General features: G+C 65.4%; 17 protein-coding genes. 4 read left to right on the top strand and 13 right to left on the bottom strand.

Going from position 1 to position 17,078, the window contains the following annotated elements:
* Position 1 precedes the first annotated feature (1 nt).
* Complete coding sequence (gene serA / locus AOP73_RS07950) at positions 2-1,198, top strand: phosphoglycerate dehydrogenase (RefSeq protein ID WP_061964493.1); 1,197 nt, start codon at positions 2-4, stop codon at positions 1,196-1,198.
* Complete coding sequence (locus tag AOP73_RS07945; RefSeq protein ID WP_201774512.1) at positions 1,180-3,219, top strand: DEAD/DEAH box helicase; 2,040 nt, start codon at positions 1,180-1,182, stop codon at positions 3,217-3,219. The genes serA and AOP73_RS07945 overlap by 19 nt, the downstream gene beginning before the upstream one ends.
* On the opposite strand, the gene nrdR is transcribed toward AOP73_RS07945, so the two are convergent.
* Both nrdR and AOP73_RS11900 read right to left on the bottom strand, forming a co-directional pair.
* Positions 3,179-3,670, bottom strand: a complete 492-nt coding sequence (nrdR, locus tag AOP73_RS07940; RefSeq protein WP_061964489.1) for a transcriptional regulator NrdR — start codon at positions 3,668-3,670, stop codon at positions 3,179-3,181. The two genes, AOP73_RS07945 and nrdR, sit on opposite strands and share 41 nt — an antisense overlap.
* A 64-nt stretch (positions 3,671-3,734) precedes the next feature.
* On the bottom strand, positions 3,735-4,049 hold the full coding sequence (locus tag AOP73_RS11900) for a LysM peptidoglycan-binding domain-containing protein (protein WP_061964487.1): 315 nt from the start codon (positions 4,047-4,049) through the stop codon (positions 3,735-3,737).
* 203 nt (positions 4,050-4,252) lie between these two features.
* Between AOP73_RS11900 and lexA the strand changes: the two genes are divergently transcribed.
* Positions 4,253-4,981, top strand: coding sequence for a transcriptional repressor LexA (gene lexA / locus AOP73_RS07930; protein ID WP_061964485.1), 729 nt, complete (start codon positions 4,253-4,255; stop codon positions 4,979-4,981).
* Between the two features lie 18 nt (positions 4,982-4,999).
* Here the strand turns inward: lexA and AOP73_RS07925 are convergent, their stop codons facing one another.
* The 3 genes from AOP73_RS07925 to hflX all read right to left on the bottom strand — a co-directional run bounded on the left by AOP73_RS07925 (position 5,000) and on the right by hflX (position 8,724).
* Positions 5,000-5,230 carry a hypothetical protein gene (locus tag AOP73_RS07925; RefSeq protein WP_061964483.1) on the bottom strand — a complete coding sequence of 77 codons (231 nt, stop codon included), beginning with the start codon at positions 5,228-5,230 and terminating at the stop codon, positions 5,000-5,002.
* A gap of 72 nt (positions 5,231-5,302) precedes the next feature.
* Complete coding sequence (locus AOP73_RS07920; protein ID WP_061964968.1) at positions 5,303-7,240, bottom strand: ATP-dependent DNA helicase; 1,938 nt, start codon at positions 7,238-7,240, stop codon at positions 5,303-5,305.
* On the bottom strand, positions 7,237-8,724 hold the full coding sequence (gene hflX / locus AOP73_RS07915) for a GTPase HflX (RefSeq protein WP_061964481.1): 1,488 nt from the start codon (positions 8,722-8,724) through the stop codon (positions 7,237-7,239). Before hflX ends, AOP73_RS07920 begins: the two co-directional genes overlap by 4 nt.
* 52 nt (positions 8,725-8,776) lie before the next feature.
* Between hflX and AOP73_RS07910 the strand changes: the two genes are divergently transcribed.
* Positions 8,777-9,406 carry a class I SAM-dependent methyltransferase gene (locus tag AOP73_RS07910; RefSeq protein WP_061964479.1) on the top strand — a complete coding sequence of 210 codons (630 nt, stop codon included), beginning with the start codon at positions 8,777-8,779 and terminating at the stop codon, positions 9,404-9,406.
* Here AOP73_RS07910 and dapF read toward each other — a convergent pair.
* The 8 genes from dapF to AOP73_RS07870 all read right to left on the bottom strand — a co-directional run bounded on the left by dapF (position 9,403) and on the right by AOP73_RS07870 (position 16,966).
* Entirely contained in the window at positions 9,403-10,329 is a 927-nt protein-coding gene (gene dapF, locus AOP73_RS07905; protein WP_061964476.1) for a diaminopimelate epimerase, read from the bottom strand. The genes AOP73_RS07910 and dapF overlap by 4 nt on opposite strands.
* 17 nt (positions 10,330-10,346) lie before the next feature.
* Positions 10,347-11,330: a tRNA (adenosine(37)-N6)-dimethylallyltransferase MiaA gene (miaA, locus tag AOP73_RS07900; protein WP_236683532.1), complete on the bottom strand. Its 984-nt coding sequence runs from the start codon at positions 11,328-11,330 to the stop codon at positions 10,347-10,349.
* The gene (miaB, locus tag AOP73_RS07895) at positions 11,327-12,931 is read right to left on the bottom strand and encodes a tRNA (N6-isopentenyl adenosine(37)-C2)-methylthiotransferase MiaB (protein WP_061964474.1); all 1,605 of its coding nucleotides are present in this window, start codon (positions 12,929-12,931) and stop codon (positions 11,327-11,329) included. Before miaB ends, miaA begins: the two co-directional genes overlap by 4 nt.
* A gap of 2 nt (positions 12,932-12,933) precedes the next feature.
* Positions 12,934-14,394, bottom strand: coding sequence for a ribonuclease Y (rny, locus tag AOP73_RS07890; protein ID WP_061964473.1), 1,461 nt, complete (start codon positions 14,392-14,394; stop codon positions 12,934-12,936).
* Between the two features lie 56 nt (positions 14,395-14,450).
* Entirely contained in the window at positions 14,451-14,936 is a 486-nt protein-coding gene (locus AOP73_RS07885; RefSeq protein WP_160295456.1) for a regulatory protein RecX, read from the bottom strand.
* A 44-nt stretch (positions 14,937-14,980) separates the two neighbouring features.
* Positions 14,981-16,096, bottom strand: coding sequence for a recombinase RecA (recA, locus tag AOP73_RS07880; RefSeq protein WP_061964468.1), 1,116 nt, complete (start codon positions 16,094-16,096; stop codon positions 14,981-14,983).
* Positions 16,097-16,387: 291 nt separating this feature from the next.
* Complete coding sequence (locus AOP73_RS07875; protein ID WP_061964466.1) at positions 16,388-16,621, bottom strand: DUF3046 domain-containing protein; 234 nt, start codon at positions 16,619-16,621, stop codon at positions 16,388-16,390.
* A gap of 33 nt (positions 16,622-16,654) precedes the next feature.
* Positions 16,655-16,966 carry a helix-turn-helix domain-containing protein gene (locus AOP73_RS07870; RefSeq protein ID WP_061964964.1) on the bottom strand — a complete coding sequence of 104 codons (312 nt, stop codon included), beginning with the start codon at positions 16,964-16,966 and terminating at the stop codon, positions 16,655-16,657.
* Positions 16,967-17,078: the final 112 nt, after the last annotated feature.

Below are 17,078 nucleotides of genomic sequence, written 5' to 3'. Positions count from 1 at the left end.
CGTGCGAGCACTCTTACTTGAAAACCTTCACCCCAAAGCCACCGAGATCCTCGAGGGCGCCGGAATCGACGTCGAGAACCATGGCGGTGCCATGGACGAGGACGAACTGATCGAGGCCCTCAAGGGCGTCGAACTGCTTGGACTGCGCTCCAAGACACAGCTCACGGAGCGCGTCATCGAGGCCTCCCCCTCGCTGATCTCCGTTGGAGCGTTCTCCATCGGAACCAACCAGATCGACCTCGCGGCGGCCGCCCGTAAGGGAATCGCCGCGTTCAACGCGCCATTCTCGAACACGCGCTCCGTCGTCGAGATGGCCGTATCCGAGATGATCTCGCTGACGCGTCGCCTCCCCGACCACAACCGCATGCTGCACCAGGGCATCTGGAACAAGAGTGCTGACGGCGCACACGAGATTCGCAGCCGCACGCTTGGCATCGTGGGTTACGGCAACATCGGCTCGCAACTGTCCGTCATCGCTGAAGCGCTCGGCATGAATGTAATCTTCTACGACAGCGCAGAGAAGCTTGCGCTCAGCAACGCCACGCGCATGCCGACGCTTGAGTCGCTGCTTGCCGAGGCAGACATCGTCACCCTGCACGTCGATGGGCGCCCAGGCAACCAGGGTTTCTTTGGCCCCGATCAGATCAACGCCATGAAGCCCGGCGCGCTGTTCCTCAACCTGTCGCGCGGCTTCAACGTCGACATCGACGCCCTCTGCGCGGCTCTCGAGTCGGGTCACATCGGCGGCGCTGCCATCGACGTGTTCCCCGAGGAGCCCAAGAAGAAGGGCGACCCGTTCGTTACCCCGCTGCAGAACATGCCCAACGTCATCCTCACCCCCCACATCGGTGGCTCCACTGAGGAAGCACAGCGGGACATCGGCATCTTCGTGGCGACGCGGCTGCGCGACTACGTTCAGAACGGTTCCACGTCGCTGAGCGTCAACCTGCCCAACCTTTCCCTGGAGCAGGTCAGCGGTTCGTACCGCATTGCTCACCTGCACTCCAACATTCCTGGTGTGCTCGCGGCCGTTAACCACGAGCTCGCGCAGCACGACGTCAACATCGAAGCGCAGTTGCTTTCAACGCGCGGCGACCTTGGCTACGTTGTCACCGACATCGCGGCCGGCACTGACTCCGGTGCACTAGAAGCACTTGCCAGCATGCCTGGCACCGTGCGATTGCGAGTTCTCTCATAAATAACCCCACCACCAACGAAGCCGTCGCCTTCTCCGACCTCGGTCTACCCGACGCGCTCGTTGAGGCACTGTCGCGCGCCGGAATCGAGACCGCGTTTCCCATTCAGTCGGCGACCATCGCCGATGGTCTAGCCGGCCGGGACGTCCTCGGCAAGGCCCGTACCGGTTCAGGAAAGACGCTTGGCTTTGGCCTGCCCGCGATCGCGCGCCTCGCCGATACCGGACGCGCCGAACCGAACAAGCCCCGTGCCATTGTGCTGGTCCCCACCCGCGAGCTGGCCATGCAGGTCAACGACGCGCTCGAGCCCTACGCGCACGCCATGCACGTGTCGCTACGTCTGGTGGCCGGCGGCCTGTCGATGTCCAAGCAGGTTCAGGCCCTCGACCGTGGCGTGCACCTGTTGGTGGCCACCCCTGGGCGCCTCGCCGACCTGGTGCGCCGCGGCGACGCCAACCTGTCCGACGTCTCGCTGGTCGTGCTCGATGAGGCCGACCATATGGCCGAGATGGGGTTCATGGACGAGATCACCGAGATCCTCGCCGGAGTGCCCAAGGGCGGGCAGCGACTGCTGTTCTCGGCGACGCTCGACGGCGACGTCGACCGGCTGGTCAACGCGTACATGAACGACCCGGTGCTGCACGACGTCACCTCTGGTGACGACGCGACTGCCACCATGACGCACGTGGGCCTCAACGTTCCGCCCCACCTGAAGTACCAGATCGCCAACCGCATCGTCTCCCGCGAGGGTCGCACCATCGTGTTTGTTCGCACCAAGTTGGGGTGCGACCGCATTGCCGGCCAGATGCGCGAGGCTGGCGTCAACGCGATCGCCCTGCACGGCGACAAGACGCAGGCGGAGCGCAATGCGGCCATCAGCGGCTTCCGTGCTGGCACCGTTCCGGTGCTTGTGGCGACCGATGTCGCTGCTCGCGGCATCCACGTCGACTCGGTCGACCTGGTCATGCAGATTGACCCACCAGCAGACCACAAGGACTACACGCACCGCGCCGGTCGTACCGCTCGCGCGGGCGAGGCCGGCATGGTCGTCACGCTCGTGTTGCCGCACCAGCGCAAGACCGTTGACCGCCTGTTTGAGAATGCCGGAATCGAGCCGCTGTTCCGCAAGATTCGCGGAGACGATGCAGAATCCATGGCCATGGTTGACGCACTGACGGGAGGGCACGAGCCCAGCGGGATACCCGTTCCCGAGCCGCGTGCGCCCCGCCCCGAACGTGGTCGTGGACGCCCGGAGCGTGGGGGCGGCTCGCGTGGTCGGGGTGACTCCGGTCGCCGACCGAGCCGCAATATGTCCGACGGCGGACGGTGGGATTCTCGCCGCGAGGACGCCGGAGCGTCGCGTGCACGTGATGATCTCGCGCGCAAGGAGCGCGAGCTTGCCGAGCGGGAGCGTCAGCTGACCATGCGCGAGCAGGAGTTCTCGTCCCGCGCGCAGGCCCCACGCGCCTCGACGGGCGGCGCGCCTTCCGCACGCCGCGACGAAGGACGCCCCGCTTACGAGCGCAAGTCGTCGGACCGCAAGCCTTACGGCCGGGACGACCGTTCTAGCCGTTCCAATGGACGCGACGAGCGCCCCTCGTACAAGCGTGACGACCGCTCAGGCCGCCCGACGAGTCGCGACGACCGTCCAGCAAAGTCATCCTCATGGGACCGCAAAGACTCCAAGCCCCCACGTGACCGCGACGACCGCAAGCCCTACAGTCGTGACGACCTTGCGTCGTCGGATCGTAAGTCCTACGGCCGGGAGGACCGCCCCTCATACAAGCGTGACGACCGCTCAGGCCGCCCGACGAGTCGCGACGACCGTCCAGCAAAGTCATCCTCATGGGACCGCAAGGAATCCAAGCCCTCACGCGACCGCGACGACCGCGGCTCGGCCAATGGCAGGAAGTTCGACGGACCCAAGAAGCCCAAGGCCGTCAACGACACTCCCGGCAAGGGCAAGAAGCCCAAGAAGACCTCTAATCGGAGCGGGAAGCCTCGTCCAAAGAAGAAGAAGTAGCCGCAGCATCCTCTGCCCTTAGCCGTGCGATCGCGGCGTCGAAATCGTCGAGCGTCTCGAACGCCTGATACACGCTCGCGAAACGCAGGTACGCGATCTCGTCGAGTTCGCGCAGTGGTGGCAGGATGGCGAGTCCGATGTCGAGAGCGTTGATCTCGGCCTGACCGTTGGCACGGATCGATTCTTCGACTTTCTGTGCCAGCAGGGCGAGGTCGTCTTCGCTGACAGGCCTCCCCTGGCAGGCCTTCTTCACTCCGGACATGATCTTCTCGCGGCTGAAGGGCTCAGACACCCCCGCTCTCTTCAGAACTGACAGGCTCGCGGTCTCGACGGTAGTGAAGCGTCTGCCGCACGAGGGGCACTCGCGGCGGCGGCGGATGGAAGCGCCATCGTCCGAGGTACGCGAGTCGACGACCTTGGAGTCAGTGTGGCGACAGAAGGGACAGTGCATTCCCGCATTGTCCCATGTCGAGCAAGGCGCCTGCGAACCGGCGTAAATGCAGTGGGCGCTTTGCCTAGACCTTAGACGGAAGCAATAGTTCCTGGCCGGCACGGAGCGACGAGGACTCCATCACGTTCAATCGCTGAATGTCACCCACCGTCGCCTGGACGTCGTTTCCACTGGGGGTGATCGAGCTGGCGATATCCCACAGGGTGTCCCCCGGCATCACGACGTAAGTGTCGGTCACCACCGGCACCGTCGAGGCATCGGCGGACGTGTCGTTGGCGAAAGCCTGAGGTCCGACCACCACTGCGACGGCCAAGAGTACGACCACCAGAGCGGCGCGCTTGGCACGGGCTGCGGGGTTCTGCGGTGCGTAGATCTTCATGATTCCCTCCATTCGAACACGTGTTCGTCGAACACTTGTTCTATTTCTAGCATCTAGGACCGACAAGTGCAAGACACGCTCGAACATATGTTTGATTAATTGCTCGACGTGCCCTACCGTCATGTCCTAAGAGCATCACGAGGGTCTGACAATGACTGGCCCGGCAAACGTGCGGTTCAGGACCTAGAGGAGAGGGAACGCTCATGAGTGACGACGCGAACCACGCACCTGGCGGTGCGACCATTCATCAGTTCCCCAACGTCGGTGGCGGTGACACGCTCACCGAGCGCCAGCGACAGATTCTCGAGCACATCCGCGACGCAGTCGCTGATCGTGGGTACCCGCCCAGCATGCGTGAGATCGGCGAGGCAGTCGGCCTCAACTCGACGTCGTCCGTGACCCATCAACTCCGCACCCTGCAGGAGAAGGGCTACCTGCGCCGCGACCCCAACCGCCCGCGCGCCATGGAGGTCGTCCTGCCCGGCGAGCCCATCGAAAGCCTCGAATCGATCGACGACTCACCCCCAGCATCGGCGCCCGCCATTGCTGTGGACGAGAACGTCTCGAGCGTCCCACTGGTGGGGCGCATCGCCGCAGGTGGCCCCATCCTCGCGGACCAGGCCGTCGAGGATGTCTTTACGCTCCCCACCCAACTCACCGGCCACGGCGACTTGTTCATGCTGAAGGTCTCCGGTGACTCGATGATCGACGCCGCCATCTGCGACGGCGACTGGGTAGTAGTGCGCAAGCAGAACACCTGTGAGAACGGCGACATCGTCGCGGCGTTGCTCGACGACGAGGCAACGGTCAAGACGTTCCGTCAGCGCGACGGTCACGTGTGGCTTATGCCCCACAACCCCGCGTATACGCCGATCGACGGCGACCACGCCACCATCATGGGCAAGGTCGTCTCGGTGATGCGGCGCCTCTAGTCGTGACGCCGGATGGCGCTACTTCGAGTCGCGCCATCCATCAAGCCAGTGGAACCCACCATTGATGGCGCGGCGCATCGCCTGCATCGCATTCGCGATGGTCGTCTGATAGACGCGAGACTCTTCGGTCTCCGCCGCTTCCGCCTTGGCACGGCTGGTCGTCATGAAGTGCTCAAGGTAAGCAGCGAAGCGCTCGCGCTCGGCCAGCTGTCCACGGACAAACTCCTCGGACGGTTCGTTCTCTGTCATCGTGTCAGCTCCTTGAAGACGGTCAACCTGAATAAAGCCTATGGGGTGCGGCGCAGCACCTGCACCTAGACATCAACTGCCGTTGGCCCTTGCCGCCGCATCCAACCGGCGGAGTGCGTCTAGCACCTTGTCACGGTCGTTCGTCGGCCACAGCGGGGGCATTGACTTGGCAAGAAAGCCACCATATCGCGCAGTTGCCAAGCGCGAGTCGAGCACCGCCACGACGCCCCGATCATCGGCTCCACGGATCAGGCGACCCGCGCCTTGCGCCATGAGCAGTGCAGCCGATGTCGCGGAGACCGCCATAAAGCCGTTGCCTCCGCGTCGCCCCACCTCCTCGGTGCGCGCCTGAGAGACGGGGTCGTCCGGTCGCGGGAAGGGGATGCGATCGATGATGACGAGCGACGATGAGGGGCCCGGAATGTCGATTCCCTGCCACAGCGAGGTCGAACCAAAGAGGCACGCGCGCGGATCCTCACGAAACTGCTCCACGAGCGTCGAGACCTGATCGTCGAGCTGATAGAGCACGGGAACGTCGAGGCGTTCACGCATCGCCTCAGCGGCGGCCAGTGCGGCGCGGTGCGAGGAGAAGAGGCCTAACGTGCGCCCACCCGCGGCACGGATGAGCTCTTCCATCTCGTCCAGGGCCTCGGCCGAGATTCCGCCGGGCCCGGGGCGAGGCAGGTGGGCCGCGACGTAGAGGATGCCGGCCTTTGAGTAGTCGAAGGGACTACCCGCGTCCATGGACGTGGGGCCATCGAGCCCCAGGTGACGCGCCATCGCGTCAAACTTGCCGCCCAGCGCGAGGGTGGCGGAGGTAAACACGGTGGCCTTGCCGTCCAGTAGACCGCCGCGGATGAGGCCGGCCACGTCCAACGGCGCGGCGACGATGCGCGACGGACGCGGGGCCTCATAATCGCCATCCGCTGGGGCAAGCCAAATCACGTACTTGCCGTGCTCACCTTGGAGTTCTTCGCACACGTCGAAGACCTCCTGCAGGGCCGCCATCGCAATCTTGGAGGCCGACCCACCGGCCGCCTCGGTCACCTTGCCCACCTGTGTCAGGGCCGCGCGTGCGGCCCCGCGAATCAGCTCGACCGCCTCCGCAAGCGCATCGGGCAGGCCAAGGCGCAGGCGACCGTTCTCGGAGTCTCCCAGCGCGCCATCGAGGCGGCGTGCCGCTGTGTCCAGATTCTCGGTGGTCACACCGCACCTGCGGGCCGCCCGTGCGGCCCGGTCGACCGCCGCCACCGTTAGCTCGTGGGTAGCCGATGACGTGATGCGCTGCACCAGCTCGTGAGCCTCGTCGACGATCAACACGTCGTGCTCCCCCAGCATGTCGTGGCTCGTCGCCTGGACCCCGAGCACCGCATGATTGGTCACCACCACGTGGGCCTTCGCCGCCTCGTCGCGCGCCTTCTGCGAATAGCACTCGTCAATCATGGGGCACTTCTTCTCGAGGCACTCGCGCCCAGACACGCTGACCTGCGCCCACGCGCGACCGGAGACGCCGGGAACCAGATCGTCACGGTCGCCCGTCTCGGTCTCCTTCTCCCATTCGTTGATGCGCGCGACCTGCTGACCGAGTTCACTGGTGGGCCCAGCCGTGAACGGCAGCATGTCGTCGTCCGGCTCGGGATAGCCACCTGCCATTTTGTGGACGCATAGATAATTGCTGCGGCCCTTGAACAACGCGATGCGAGGCTGTTCCCCAAGGTCGTCGGCTAGGGCATCCGCGACCTGCGGAAGGTCCTTGGTGTAGACCTGGCGCTGCAGCGCGAGCGTGGCCGTCGAGACGATCACGCGCTTCTTAGTGCGCACGGCGTGAACCACGGCAGGCACGAGGTAGCCGACTGACTTACCTGTGCCGGTGCCCGCTTGGATGAGCGCGTGTTCGCGGGTCTCGATGGCCTCGTCGACGGCAACAGCCATGTCGCGCTGCCCGTCACGCTCCTGGCCGCCGAGCGCGGCAACCGCCTTGGCGAGTAGCGCCGTGACGTCGTCGCTCACGCCGGAGCGACCGCCGCGGCGTGCAGCCGCGCGGCCAGTGACTCGTCGACGAGGGCTTCCATCCACGTTCCGTCGGCGTCGTGTCGTTCGAGCAACACCTCGCCGTGCTGATGGATCTCGCTCACCAGGTCACCGCGCGTGTAGGGCACCGTGAGGTCTACGCGGACGGACGGACGTGGGAGAGCTTCCGCGATGGCGTCCATCAGTTCTGGAATGCCTGCGCCGGTCATGGCGGACACGTCGATGGTCTGGTCTCGTCGCGAGCGCAGACGCATCAGCGTCTCAGGGTCCGCGATGTCGGCCTTGTTGAGCACCAGCACCTCGCGCACATCCGAGGCTCCCGGTACGTCCGCGAGCACGGTGTGCACTGCGGTGATCTGACCCTCCGGGTCCGGGTGAGCTGCGTCGACGACGTGCAGAATGAGGTCGGCATTCGCGGCCTCCTCCAGGGTCGACGAGAACGCGGCGACCAGCTGGTGTGGCAGGTTGCGCACAAAGCCAACCGTGTCGGACACGGTGAATTCGCGGCCGTCGGGGGTCTGCGAGCGTCGCACGGTGGGGTCAAGGGTCGCGAACAGCGAGTTCTCCACCAGCACTCCGGCCCCCGTGATGCGGTTGAGCAGCGAGGACTTGCCGGCATTGGTGTAGCCGATGATCGCGACATTCGGCAGCGCCAGGCGCCGATCGCGACGCACCTCGCGCGCGGGCGCCATCGCCTTGATCTGGCGGCGCAGGATGGCCATGCGGGTGTGGATGCGGCGGCGGTCCAACTCGATCTTGGTCTCACCTGGGCCGCGCGAACCCATTCCGGCGGCCGCGCCACCCACCTGGCCACCGGCCTGGCGAGACATGGAGTCACCCCAACCACGCAGGCGCGGCAGCAGGTATTCGAGCTGAGCGAGCTCGACCTGAGCCTTGCCCTCCTTGGACTTGGCGTGCTGGGCGAAGATATCCAGGATCAGCCCAGTGCGGTCGATGACCTTGACCTTGACGACGTCCTCGAGTGCGCGGCGTTGGCTGGGTGCGAGCTCGTCGTTGACCACCACCGTATCCGCGCCCACCTCGGCAACGATTGCCTTGACCTCGAGCGCCTTGCCCTTGCCGATGTACGTGGCAGGGTCGGGGTGAGCTCGACGCTGCAGCACACCATCGAGCACCTCGGATCCTGCCGTCTCCGCGAGGGCAGACAGCTCTCTCAGGCCCACCTCGGCATCGGCAAGATCGCGCTGGTATTGACCCACCAACACCACCCGCTCGAGGCGCAGTTTGCGGTACTCGACCTCGGTGACATCCTCGAGCTCGGTGCTGAGGCCGTAGACACGGCGTAGCGCGGCGCGTTCCTCGCGGTCAAACTGGTCGCCGTCGTAGTCGGTTCTCGCGGTGCCACCGGCGCCAATCGCCGTTCCCTCGCGCGAAAGGACGCGGTCAATCACCGCATCGGCGCGGGACGTTTCGGGCAGTTCTGTCTCGTGGGGTTCATTCATACTCCCTCTATTGTCGCACCCTGCCGCGCGACGCGGGGTACGCTCGCTTACCGTGAGCGACGACCACTATTTCACCGCCCAGCCCGCGTCCGCCGACGAGCGGCGCGTCATTCCCGTGACCCTTGCGGGCTTCGACATCGACGTGGAGACGGCGCCAGGGATCTTCTCCCCGGGTCACGTCGACGCCGGCACCGCAGTGCTGCTCCGCTACCTACCGACGCCACCCGCAGGTGAGTTGCTTGACCTCGGTTGCGGTTGGGGTCCTATCGCTCTCACTGCGGCCTTGTCCAACCCTGAGACACGCGTCACTGCCGTCGACGTCAACGAGCGCGCGCTCGACCTGTTGCGCCGCAATACGGAGCGCATCGGCTCGCGTCACGAGCTTGGAGCCATCAACGCCACCACACCCGATGCTGTGGCGGCCGATCTCCGCTTCGACGCCATCTGGTCCAACCCACCCATTCGCATCGGCAAGGCGGCGCTCCACGACCTCCTGACGGCCTGGATCCCGCGGCTCAAGCCTGGCGGCGAAGCGCATCTGGTGGTGCAGAAGAATCTGGGCGCCGACTCGTTGGCGACGTGGATCGCGGCTCAGCGCGATGAGACTGGCCCCTGGGGTCACATCGAGAAACTCGGCAGCTCCAAGGGCTTCCGGGTGCTGCGGCTCACGCGCGCCAGCTAGCCGCTGATGACCCCGTCGGCGATGAGAGCCGCGGGCCCCTCCAGCACCGTTTGATCCCCGACGATGCGCACGGTCACCAGCCCACCGGGCACCTCGACATCCCAGACTGTGGGCGCCGCTTCGCCGGCCCATTCGCGCACCGCAAGGGCCACCGCGCATGCGCCCGTGCCGCAGGACTGAGTCTCGCCTGATCCGCGCTCGTGAACGCGCATGCGCACCCGGCCGCGCGGTACCCCGTCGACCAGCGATCCGCCGCGTGTCACCACAAATTCGACGTTGGAGCCGTGCGGGGGCACGGGCTCGACCACCGGAGCATTGGAGAGGTCCAACGCCTCGAGCGCCTCGAGCGATGGCAGCGCCACCACGTGGTGGGGGTTGCCCACGTCCACGCTCAACGCGGGATGGGGGTGCGCCAGCCCCTGGACGGTCACCTCGGCATCGAACCCCTCGGGGGCCTCGCCGAGGGCCCATGTGCCCATACCGACGGCGTAGTGGCCGTTGTCGAGCCCCGTGAGGGTGCGAGGACCGCCTCGGGTTCCGATGGTCAGTCCCGACCTCAGGTCCTCGTCCGCCTCGCGCTCCACATAGGCGGCGAACACGCGCGCGCCATTGCCGCACATTTCCGACGTTGAGCCGTCGGCGTTCCAGTAGTCCATGAACCAGGTGTCGGGTGCGAAGTCTGCTCCCGCGTCCAGATTGCCGGCGCGCACAGCGCGAATCAGCCCGTCACCGCCGATACCGCCGCGGCGGTCACATAGCTCGCGCGCCATTTCCGCCGTGACGTCCACGTCGCCGTGCTCGTCAAAGATCAGCACGAAGTCGTTGCGCGTGCCGTGTCCCTTAGTGAAGCGCAGACCAGCGAGAGTGCCGAGGGGGCGGGCGGCAGCGGACGTCGTGTCGTTGGACGGGGTGGTCTCAGGCATGCCATCAGCCTACGCAGTCAGAGCCCTGCGGCCCGAATCGCGTCAGCCACGGCGCGTGGAACGTCGTCCGTGTCCACCGGACCGTCCACCCAATTCACTCGGTCGTCCGGGCCAAACCACCGGTGCTGCTTGCGAGCCAGTCGGCGCGTGTGCTGCGCAATCAGGTCGATGGTCTGACGCTCGGTCAGTTGGCCGTCAAGGTGGCTGAGCGTCTCCGCGTATCCCACGGCCCTGCGAGCCGTGATCGCGCCACGGATTCCCTGCTCCTCGAGCCGGCGCACCTCGTCCACGAGCCCAGCGGCCCACATGTGTTCCACCCGCGCGTCGATGCGCGCGTCGAGAATCTCGTACGGCACGCGCAACCCGACCTGCACCGCGGGGATCGCATACTCCTTGACGGGTAGCGAGCTGGAGAACTTCTCGCCCGTGATTTCGATGACCTCGAGCGCGCGCGCAATGCGCTTGGCATTCTGCGGCTGAATCTTGCTTGCCGCGTCAGGGTCCACTGCAAGCAGTTCACGATAGAGAACACCGGGTCCCTCGACCTCGGCGCGCGTCTCGAACTTCTCACGCACCTGGGGGTCCGTGGGCGGGAAGTCGAACTTGTCGAGCAGCGCCCTCAAGTAAAGGCCCGAGCCACCCACCACAATGGCGCGACCCCCACGAGCATGAATGTCATCGATCGCGGCACGCGCCTGGTCCTGAAACTGGGCGACCGTTGCATCCTGTGACACGTCGAGCGTGTCCAGCAGGTGATGGACTATCCCCCGCCGCTGCGCCATGGGCAACTTCGCGGAGCCGATGTCCATTCCGCGATAGAACTGCATCGAGTCCCCGTTGATAATCTCGGCGGGGGTCCCCCGCGCGATGAGGTGCTCGGCGATCCCGACACTGATCGCGGACTTGCCCGTGGCAGTCGCCCCCACGATTGCGATCACCTCGGGCGCACTACTGGCGGCCGTTGCTGGGGCCGAGTTGATGCCGTCGGCGGGCTCGGTCACGGGTTGCGGCGCAGGCTAGGCATGCCAAGGCCCACCGGTGCGCCCGGGGTGCCGTTGCCGGTCCCGCACGCGTCGCCACAGCCGCCGGAGGCGTGCTCATGGTCGCCCGCCTGCACCGAGTCCCAGGCGTCCCCCGCACGGGTACGCCGAACCGAGTAGGTGCCTCCGTCCTGAGCGTCACTGTCGAGAACCGAGTCTGCGACCAAGTGGAACGGGGCGCCGTACGTGACGTCAACGGTGACCATGTCACCAGGTCGCGGCGCGGCGTCGGTGCCTGCCACCCCATCGGGGAGGCTGAAGTGGACCAGGCGATTGTCGCGGGCTCGGCCTGTCATGCGTTCCGAGGCGTCGTCCTTACGGCCGGCGCCGTCAAGCACCATCAGCTCCACCGTGGTGCCGACGAGGGCCTGGTTCTCCTCGAGGGCGATGCGCTTCTGCAGGTCCAACAGGCGCACGAAGCGCTCCTGGACGACCTCCTTGGGAAGTGGCTCGAGCTCGAAGGCGGGCGTGCCGGGACGCGGCGAATACTGGAACGTGTATGCGCTGGCGAAGCGCGAGGCCTCGACCACGCGCATAGTCTCGAGGAAGTCGTCCTCGGTCTCACCAGGAAAGCCCACGATGATGTCCGTGGTGATCGCAGCATCGGGCATCGTGGCACGCACCCTGTCGAGGATCCCCAGGAATTTGCTGGAGCGATACGAGCGACGCATCGCTCGCAACACTGCATCCGAGCCTGACTGCAGCGGCATGTGCAGGCTCGGCATCACGTTGGGCGTCTCGGCCATCGCGTCGATCACGTCGTCCGTAAAGGCCGCCGGGTGTGGCGACGTGAATCGCACCCGCTCGAGTCCCTCGATCTCACCGCAGGCTCGCAGGAGTTTGGCGAACGCGCCCCGGTCGCCGAACTCGACGCCATAGCTGTTGACGTTCTGACCCAGCAGCGTGATCTCGACGGCGCCCTGCGAGACCAAAGCCTTGATTTCCGCCAGGATCTCGCCGGGACGGCGGTCACGCTCTTTGCCGCGCAATGACGGGACGATGCAGAAAGTGCACGTGTTGTTGCAGCCCACAGAAATGGACACCCAGGCTGACGCGATCGCATCGCGACGAGAGGGTAGCGTCGAGGGGAAGACCTTGAGCGACTCCTCGATCTCGACCTGCGCTTCGGCGTTGTGGCGCGCACGCTCGAGTAGGGCCGGGAGCACGTCGATGTTGTGCGTGCCGAAGACGACGTCCACGTAGGGCGCGCGCTTGACGATGTCGCCGCGGTCCTTCTGCGCGAGGCATCCGCCCACGGCAATCTGCATGCCCGGGTGCTCGGCCTTGATCGACGCCAGTTGACCCAGGTTGCCGTAGAGCTTGCCCGCCGCGTTTTCACGCACGGCACACGTGTTGATCACGACAACATCAGCGATATCGGCTGCTTCCGGGGCTGCGATGTAGCCGGCACCCTCGAGCAGACCCGCCATGTGCTCGGAGTCGTGCACGTTCATCTGGCAACCGAGCGTCCTCACCACGTAGGTGGGCGCTGAAGTAGCCTCGACGGCGGTCACGTCTGATGAGGCGAATGGTGCGGTGGTGGTGAGGGGCGTCTGGGTCATACCTATCCTGCGACGGCGTCCGCGCGTAGTTCGCGAATCACCGTCACTCTGATCTCTCCGGGAACGTTAAATTCCTTGCTGATGTGATCAGCAATTGTACGCGCCAGTTCCCGCGTGCCCTCATCGTCCACCTCGTCGGGCTCCACCACGACGCGCACCTCGCGGCCCGCCGCCATGGAAACGGCCTTCTTGACGCCCGCATGCTCGCTCACGAACTTCTCGAGGTGGTTCATCCGCTCGACGTAGTGCTCGACGTCCTCACGCCTCGCGCCCGGGCGCGAGGCGGAGATGGCGTCCGCCACCTGCACGATGACGGCCTCGATGCTCGCGGGCTCGACCTCGTCGTGGTGGGCCGCAATCGCGTTCACGACAGTCTCGGTCTCTCCGGCCCGTTCGGCAATCTCGGCGCCGATAGCGGCATGTGTTCCCTCGCGCTCGTGGCTGTAGGCCTTGCCGAGATCATGCAGGAAGGCTCCGCGGCGCGTGGACTCCACGTCGGCGCCGACCGCCACTGCGATGTCGGCAGCAATCTGCGCGGTCTCCACCAGGTGAGCGAGCACGTTCTGGCCGTACGAACTGCGCAGGCGCAGCAGGCCGAGCGTATCGACAATCTCCTGAGGCACGCCCTTCACCTTGGCCGCTTCTAGTGCGTCGAGGCCGGCGTCTCGGTGACGCTGGGCGGCACCCGCCACGGCGCGCGCGTAGGCGGCCTCCACCCGCTGGGGCTGGATGCGGCCGTCCTCAACGAGTGCGGCGAGTGTGACCTCGGCAATTTCGCGCCGTTCCACATCAAAGCAGGACAGCTGTACCGCGTTCACGCCTTCCTCGACGATGACGTTAACCCCGGTGAGCGCTTCGAACGCCCGGATATTGCGGCCCTCACGGCCGATGATGCGGCCCTTCATCTCCTCAGAGGGAAGATCGATCCAGGTCACTGACGCCTCCGCGGCCGTGGGGGCGGCCTGGCGTTGCATGGCCTCGACAAGTATTTTGCGCCCTCGTTCGTCGGCGTCCCGTTTCGCGGCCTTCTCAATGCGACGCACCTCGGCGGCGGCGTCCGCGCGAGCGCCGCCGGTCAGTCGCGCTACGAGCTCGGCCTTGGCCTCGTCGGCCGTTGTCCCGGCGAGGGCGGCGATCGCCTCCACATGAGCCGCTCGCTGCTGCTCACGTTCTGCGGCAATACGCTTCTCGTCCTTGGCGACCATGGCCACGCGCTCTTCCAAGTTGCGCGAGTATCGCTGCGCATTGCGATGTTCCTCGGCAGTCTCCTTCTCGCGCAGCAGTGCCCGTTCCTCACGATGCTTTGCCTCGTCAATGCGTTGACGGGCATCGTCGCGGATGTCCTTGGTCTCTCGCTGCGCGGCCTCGCGGATAGCCTTTGCCTCGCGGCGCGCGAACATGACGAGCAGGAGGGCGATGAGCGACGCGCCAAGAAGTAGCACGATGATGGTCGACTGCAACATCTGCCCCACTCCCCTCGACAACTGCCAAAACGCAGGCCCCCCTCTGCGTCACGCGATCACAGAGAACGCGTTTCTTCACTATCGGCATTATCCAGGGATTTCACAACCCCAAAAGCCACACCAGGGGCGTAACCCTTACGCCCGAGCATGCCAACGGTTCTGCGGACTCGCACCTCATGGTCGAGGCCCGCGAGTTTTTCCCAGCGTTTACGTGCTAGTTCGCGCGCACGTTCGAACTCGTCGTCGTCATCAATTTGACTCAACGCGGCGTCAATGTCGTGCTGTTCAAAGCCCTTGCGGCGCAGTTCGGCGCCGATGGCCCGACGTGACGCACCCCGCTCGTTGTGTCGGGTACGGGCGACTGTCGCTGCCAGTTGCGCATCATCGAGGAGCCCCACCTCGACGTAGCGTTCGATGATCTCGTCAATGATGGGCTCAACGACGTTGCGCTTGCGCAGACCTTCGCGCAGTTGCTCAGCGGATCGCGGCGCGCTCCCGAGAATCCGCAGTGCGATCTCCCGCGCGCGCTCGGCGGACTCCACCGGTGTCGTGGTGGTGGAGTCCTGCCGAGCACGTGGGGCCATACCTAGAAGGAACTCCGCTCCTTCTTGGCGGCGGGCTTTGCCTTAGGCGCGGCTGCGGCCGCAGCCTCCGCCGCATCCTCTGGCGAGACGTCAGGAGCCGCGGCGGTCTCATCGAACGCCACCACTCCAATGCCCAACTTGCTCTTGATCTTCTGTTCGATCTCGATCGCGAGCTCGGGATTGTCCTTGAGGAAGGTGCGCGCGTTCTCCTTACCCTGACCCAGTTGGTCGCCTTCGTAGGTGTACCAGGAGCCGGACTTCTTGACGAAGCCGTGCTCGACGCCCAGGTCGATGATGCCGCCCTCAGCAGAGATGCCCTGGCCGTAGAGGATGTCGAACTCCGCCTGCTTGAACGGTGGTGCGACCTTGTTCTTGACGACCTTGACGCGGGTACGGTTGCCGACCGCATCGGTTCCCTCCTTGAGGGTCTCAATACGTCGCACGTCGAGGCGAACGGAGGCGTAGAACTTCAGCGCCTTGCCGCCCGTGGTGGTCTCTGGGGAGCCGAAGAACACACCGATCTTCTCGCGCAGCTGATTAATGAAGATCGCGGTGGTGCCCGTCTGGGCGATCGCACCGGTGATCTTGCGCAGTGCCTGTGACATGAGCCGCGCCTGCAGGCCCACGTGGCTGTCACCCATCTCCCCTTCGATCTCGGCCTTGGGCACCAAGGCCGCGACGGAGTCGATGACGAGGATGTCGACGCTGCCCGAGCGGATCAGGATGTCAGCAATTTCGAGAGCCTGCTCACCGGTGTCCGGCTGTGAGACCAGCAGGTTGTCGGTGTCGACGCCAAGCTTCTTGGCATACTCCGGATCGAGAGCGTGTTCGGCATCGATAAAGGCCGCGGTACCACCCTGCTTCTGCATGCTCGCGACAGCGTGAAGCGCCACGGTGGTCTTACCGGAAGACTCGGGGCCGTAGATCTCGACGACGCGTCCACGGGGAAGGCCGCCTACGCCGAGCGCGATGTCCAGCGAGATAGAGCCGGTCGGAATCGCTGCGATGGCAACCTTTTGGCTGTCGCCAAGTCGCATCAGCGACCCCTTGCCGAACTGGCGGTCAATCTGTCCGAGTGCCGCCTCGAGTGCCTTGGAGCGGTCTGGGGTTCCAGCCATGGTCTGTGTCCAATCTTGTCAGTGCCCTGCGTGTGGGTAGTCCGCGTAAGGCGAGTGCCTCACCCGGACCGTTCGTGTCCAAGTACGACGCTATGTTGCGCCACTGACATCGGCGCTTCTCAGGCTCTGAATCACACGACCCTGAGGTTCGCTCCACGTCTTGTGCACCACAGTAATCGAACGAGTGTTCGAATGGAAGCGACACGCCGCATTCTCGAATCCCACGCGAGTTGACGTGGCACCCAGGCCCTCGGGCGACGCCTCGGGTATGCCGTGCGCGGCCGTTACTCGCTAGCGAGGCGGAGGCACCATACGCTCGCGGTCGCCGCCGTCGCGGCGCGCGAGAGGAACCTGCATCTGATTGCAGATGGCGTGCCATACGTCCCTGGGGTCAAAGCCGTCCTCAAGCCCCTGGGCCGCAGTGCGTGAGTCCAGTTCGTCGAGTGCGAGCTCGCGCGCCAGGGTGCGCGAATACGCCTCGCCAAACACGTGGTCCATGAGTTCCCAGAATTCGCTGAGCCTCACGGCCTTGCCACACTTTCCCGCTGAGGCGAGATGTCAGCGAGCGCGCATCGAGCTGAGCAGCTCGGGCACCGTGTCGGGGATTGACGGCATGACTGCGACGTCTGCGAGCGACTCGGCGGTCTCGAAGCGGCCGGAGACCTCACGCAGGATGGTCGACATCGGCACGTCGAGCGCTTCGCAGATCGAGGACAGCAGTTCTGACGATGCTTCCTTCTGTCCACGCTCTACCTCGGACAGATAGCCGAGCGATACTCGAGCTCCGGAGGAAATGTCGCGCAGGGTCTTGCCCTGCAGCAGGCGGGCGTCGCGAAGTACATCGCCGATCTCATTGCGCAAAATAGGCATACGCACCGCCCTTCCGTTGACGTTCGCTTTGGGAAGCGCCGCACCCCTCGCGGGAATCGCGGTGCTCTTCTTGTTGAACGTAGTTCCTTGGTTCATGCTGACACAACGCACA

The organism is Demequina aurantiaca (assembly GCF_000975135.1).
GTDB lineage: Bacteria > Actinomycetota > Actinomycetes > Actinomycetales > Demequinaceae > Demequina > Demequina aurantiaca.
The sequence above is the reverse complement of the archived record's forward strand: the minus strand, read 5'-3'. Positions and strand labels throughout refer to the sequence as shown.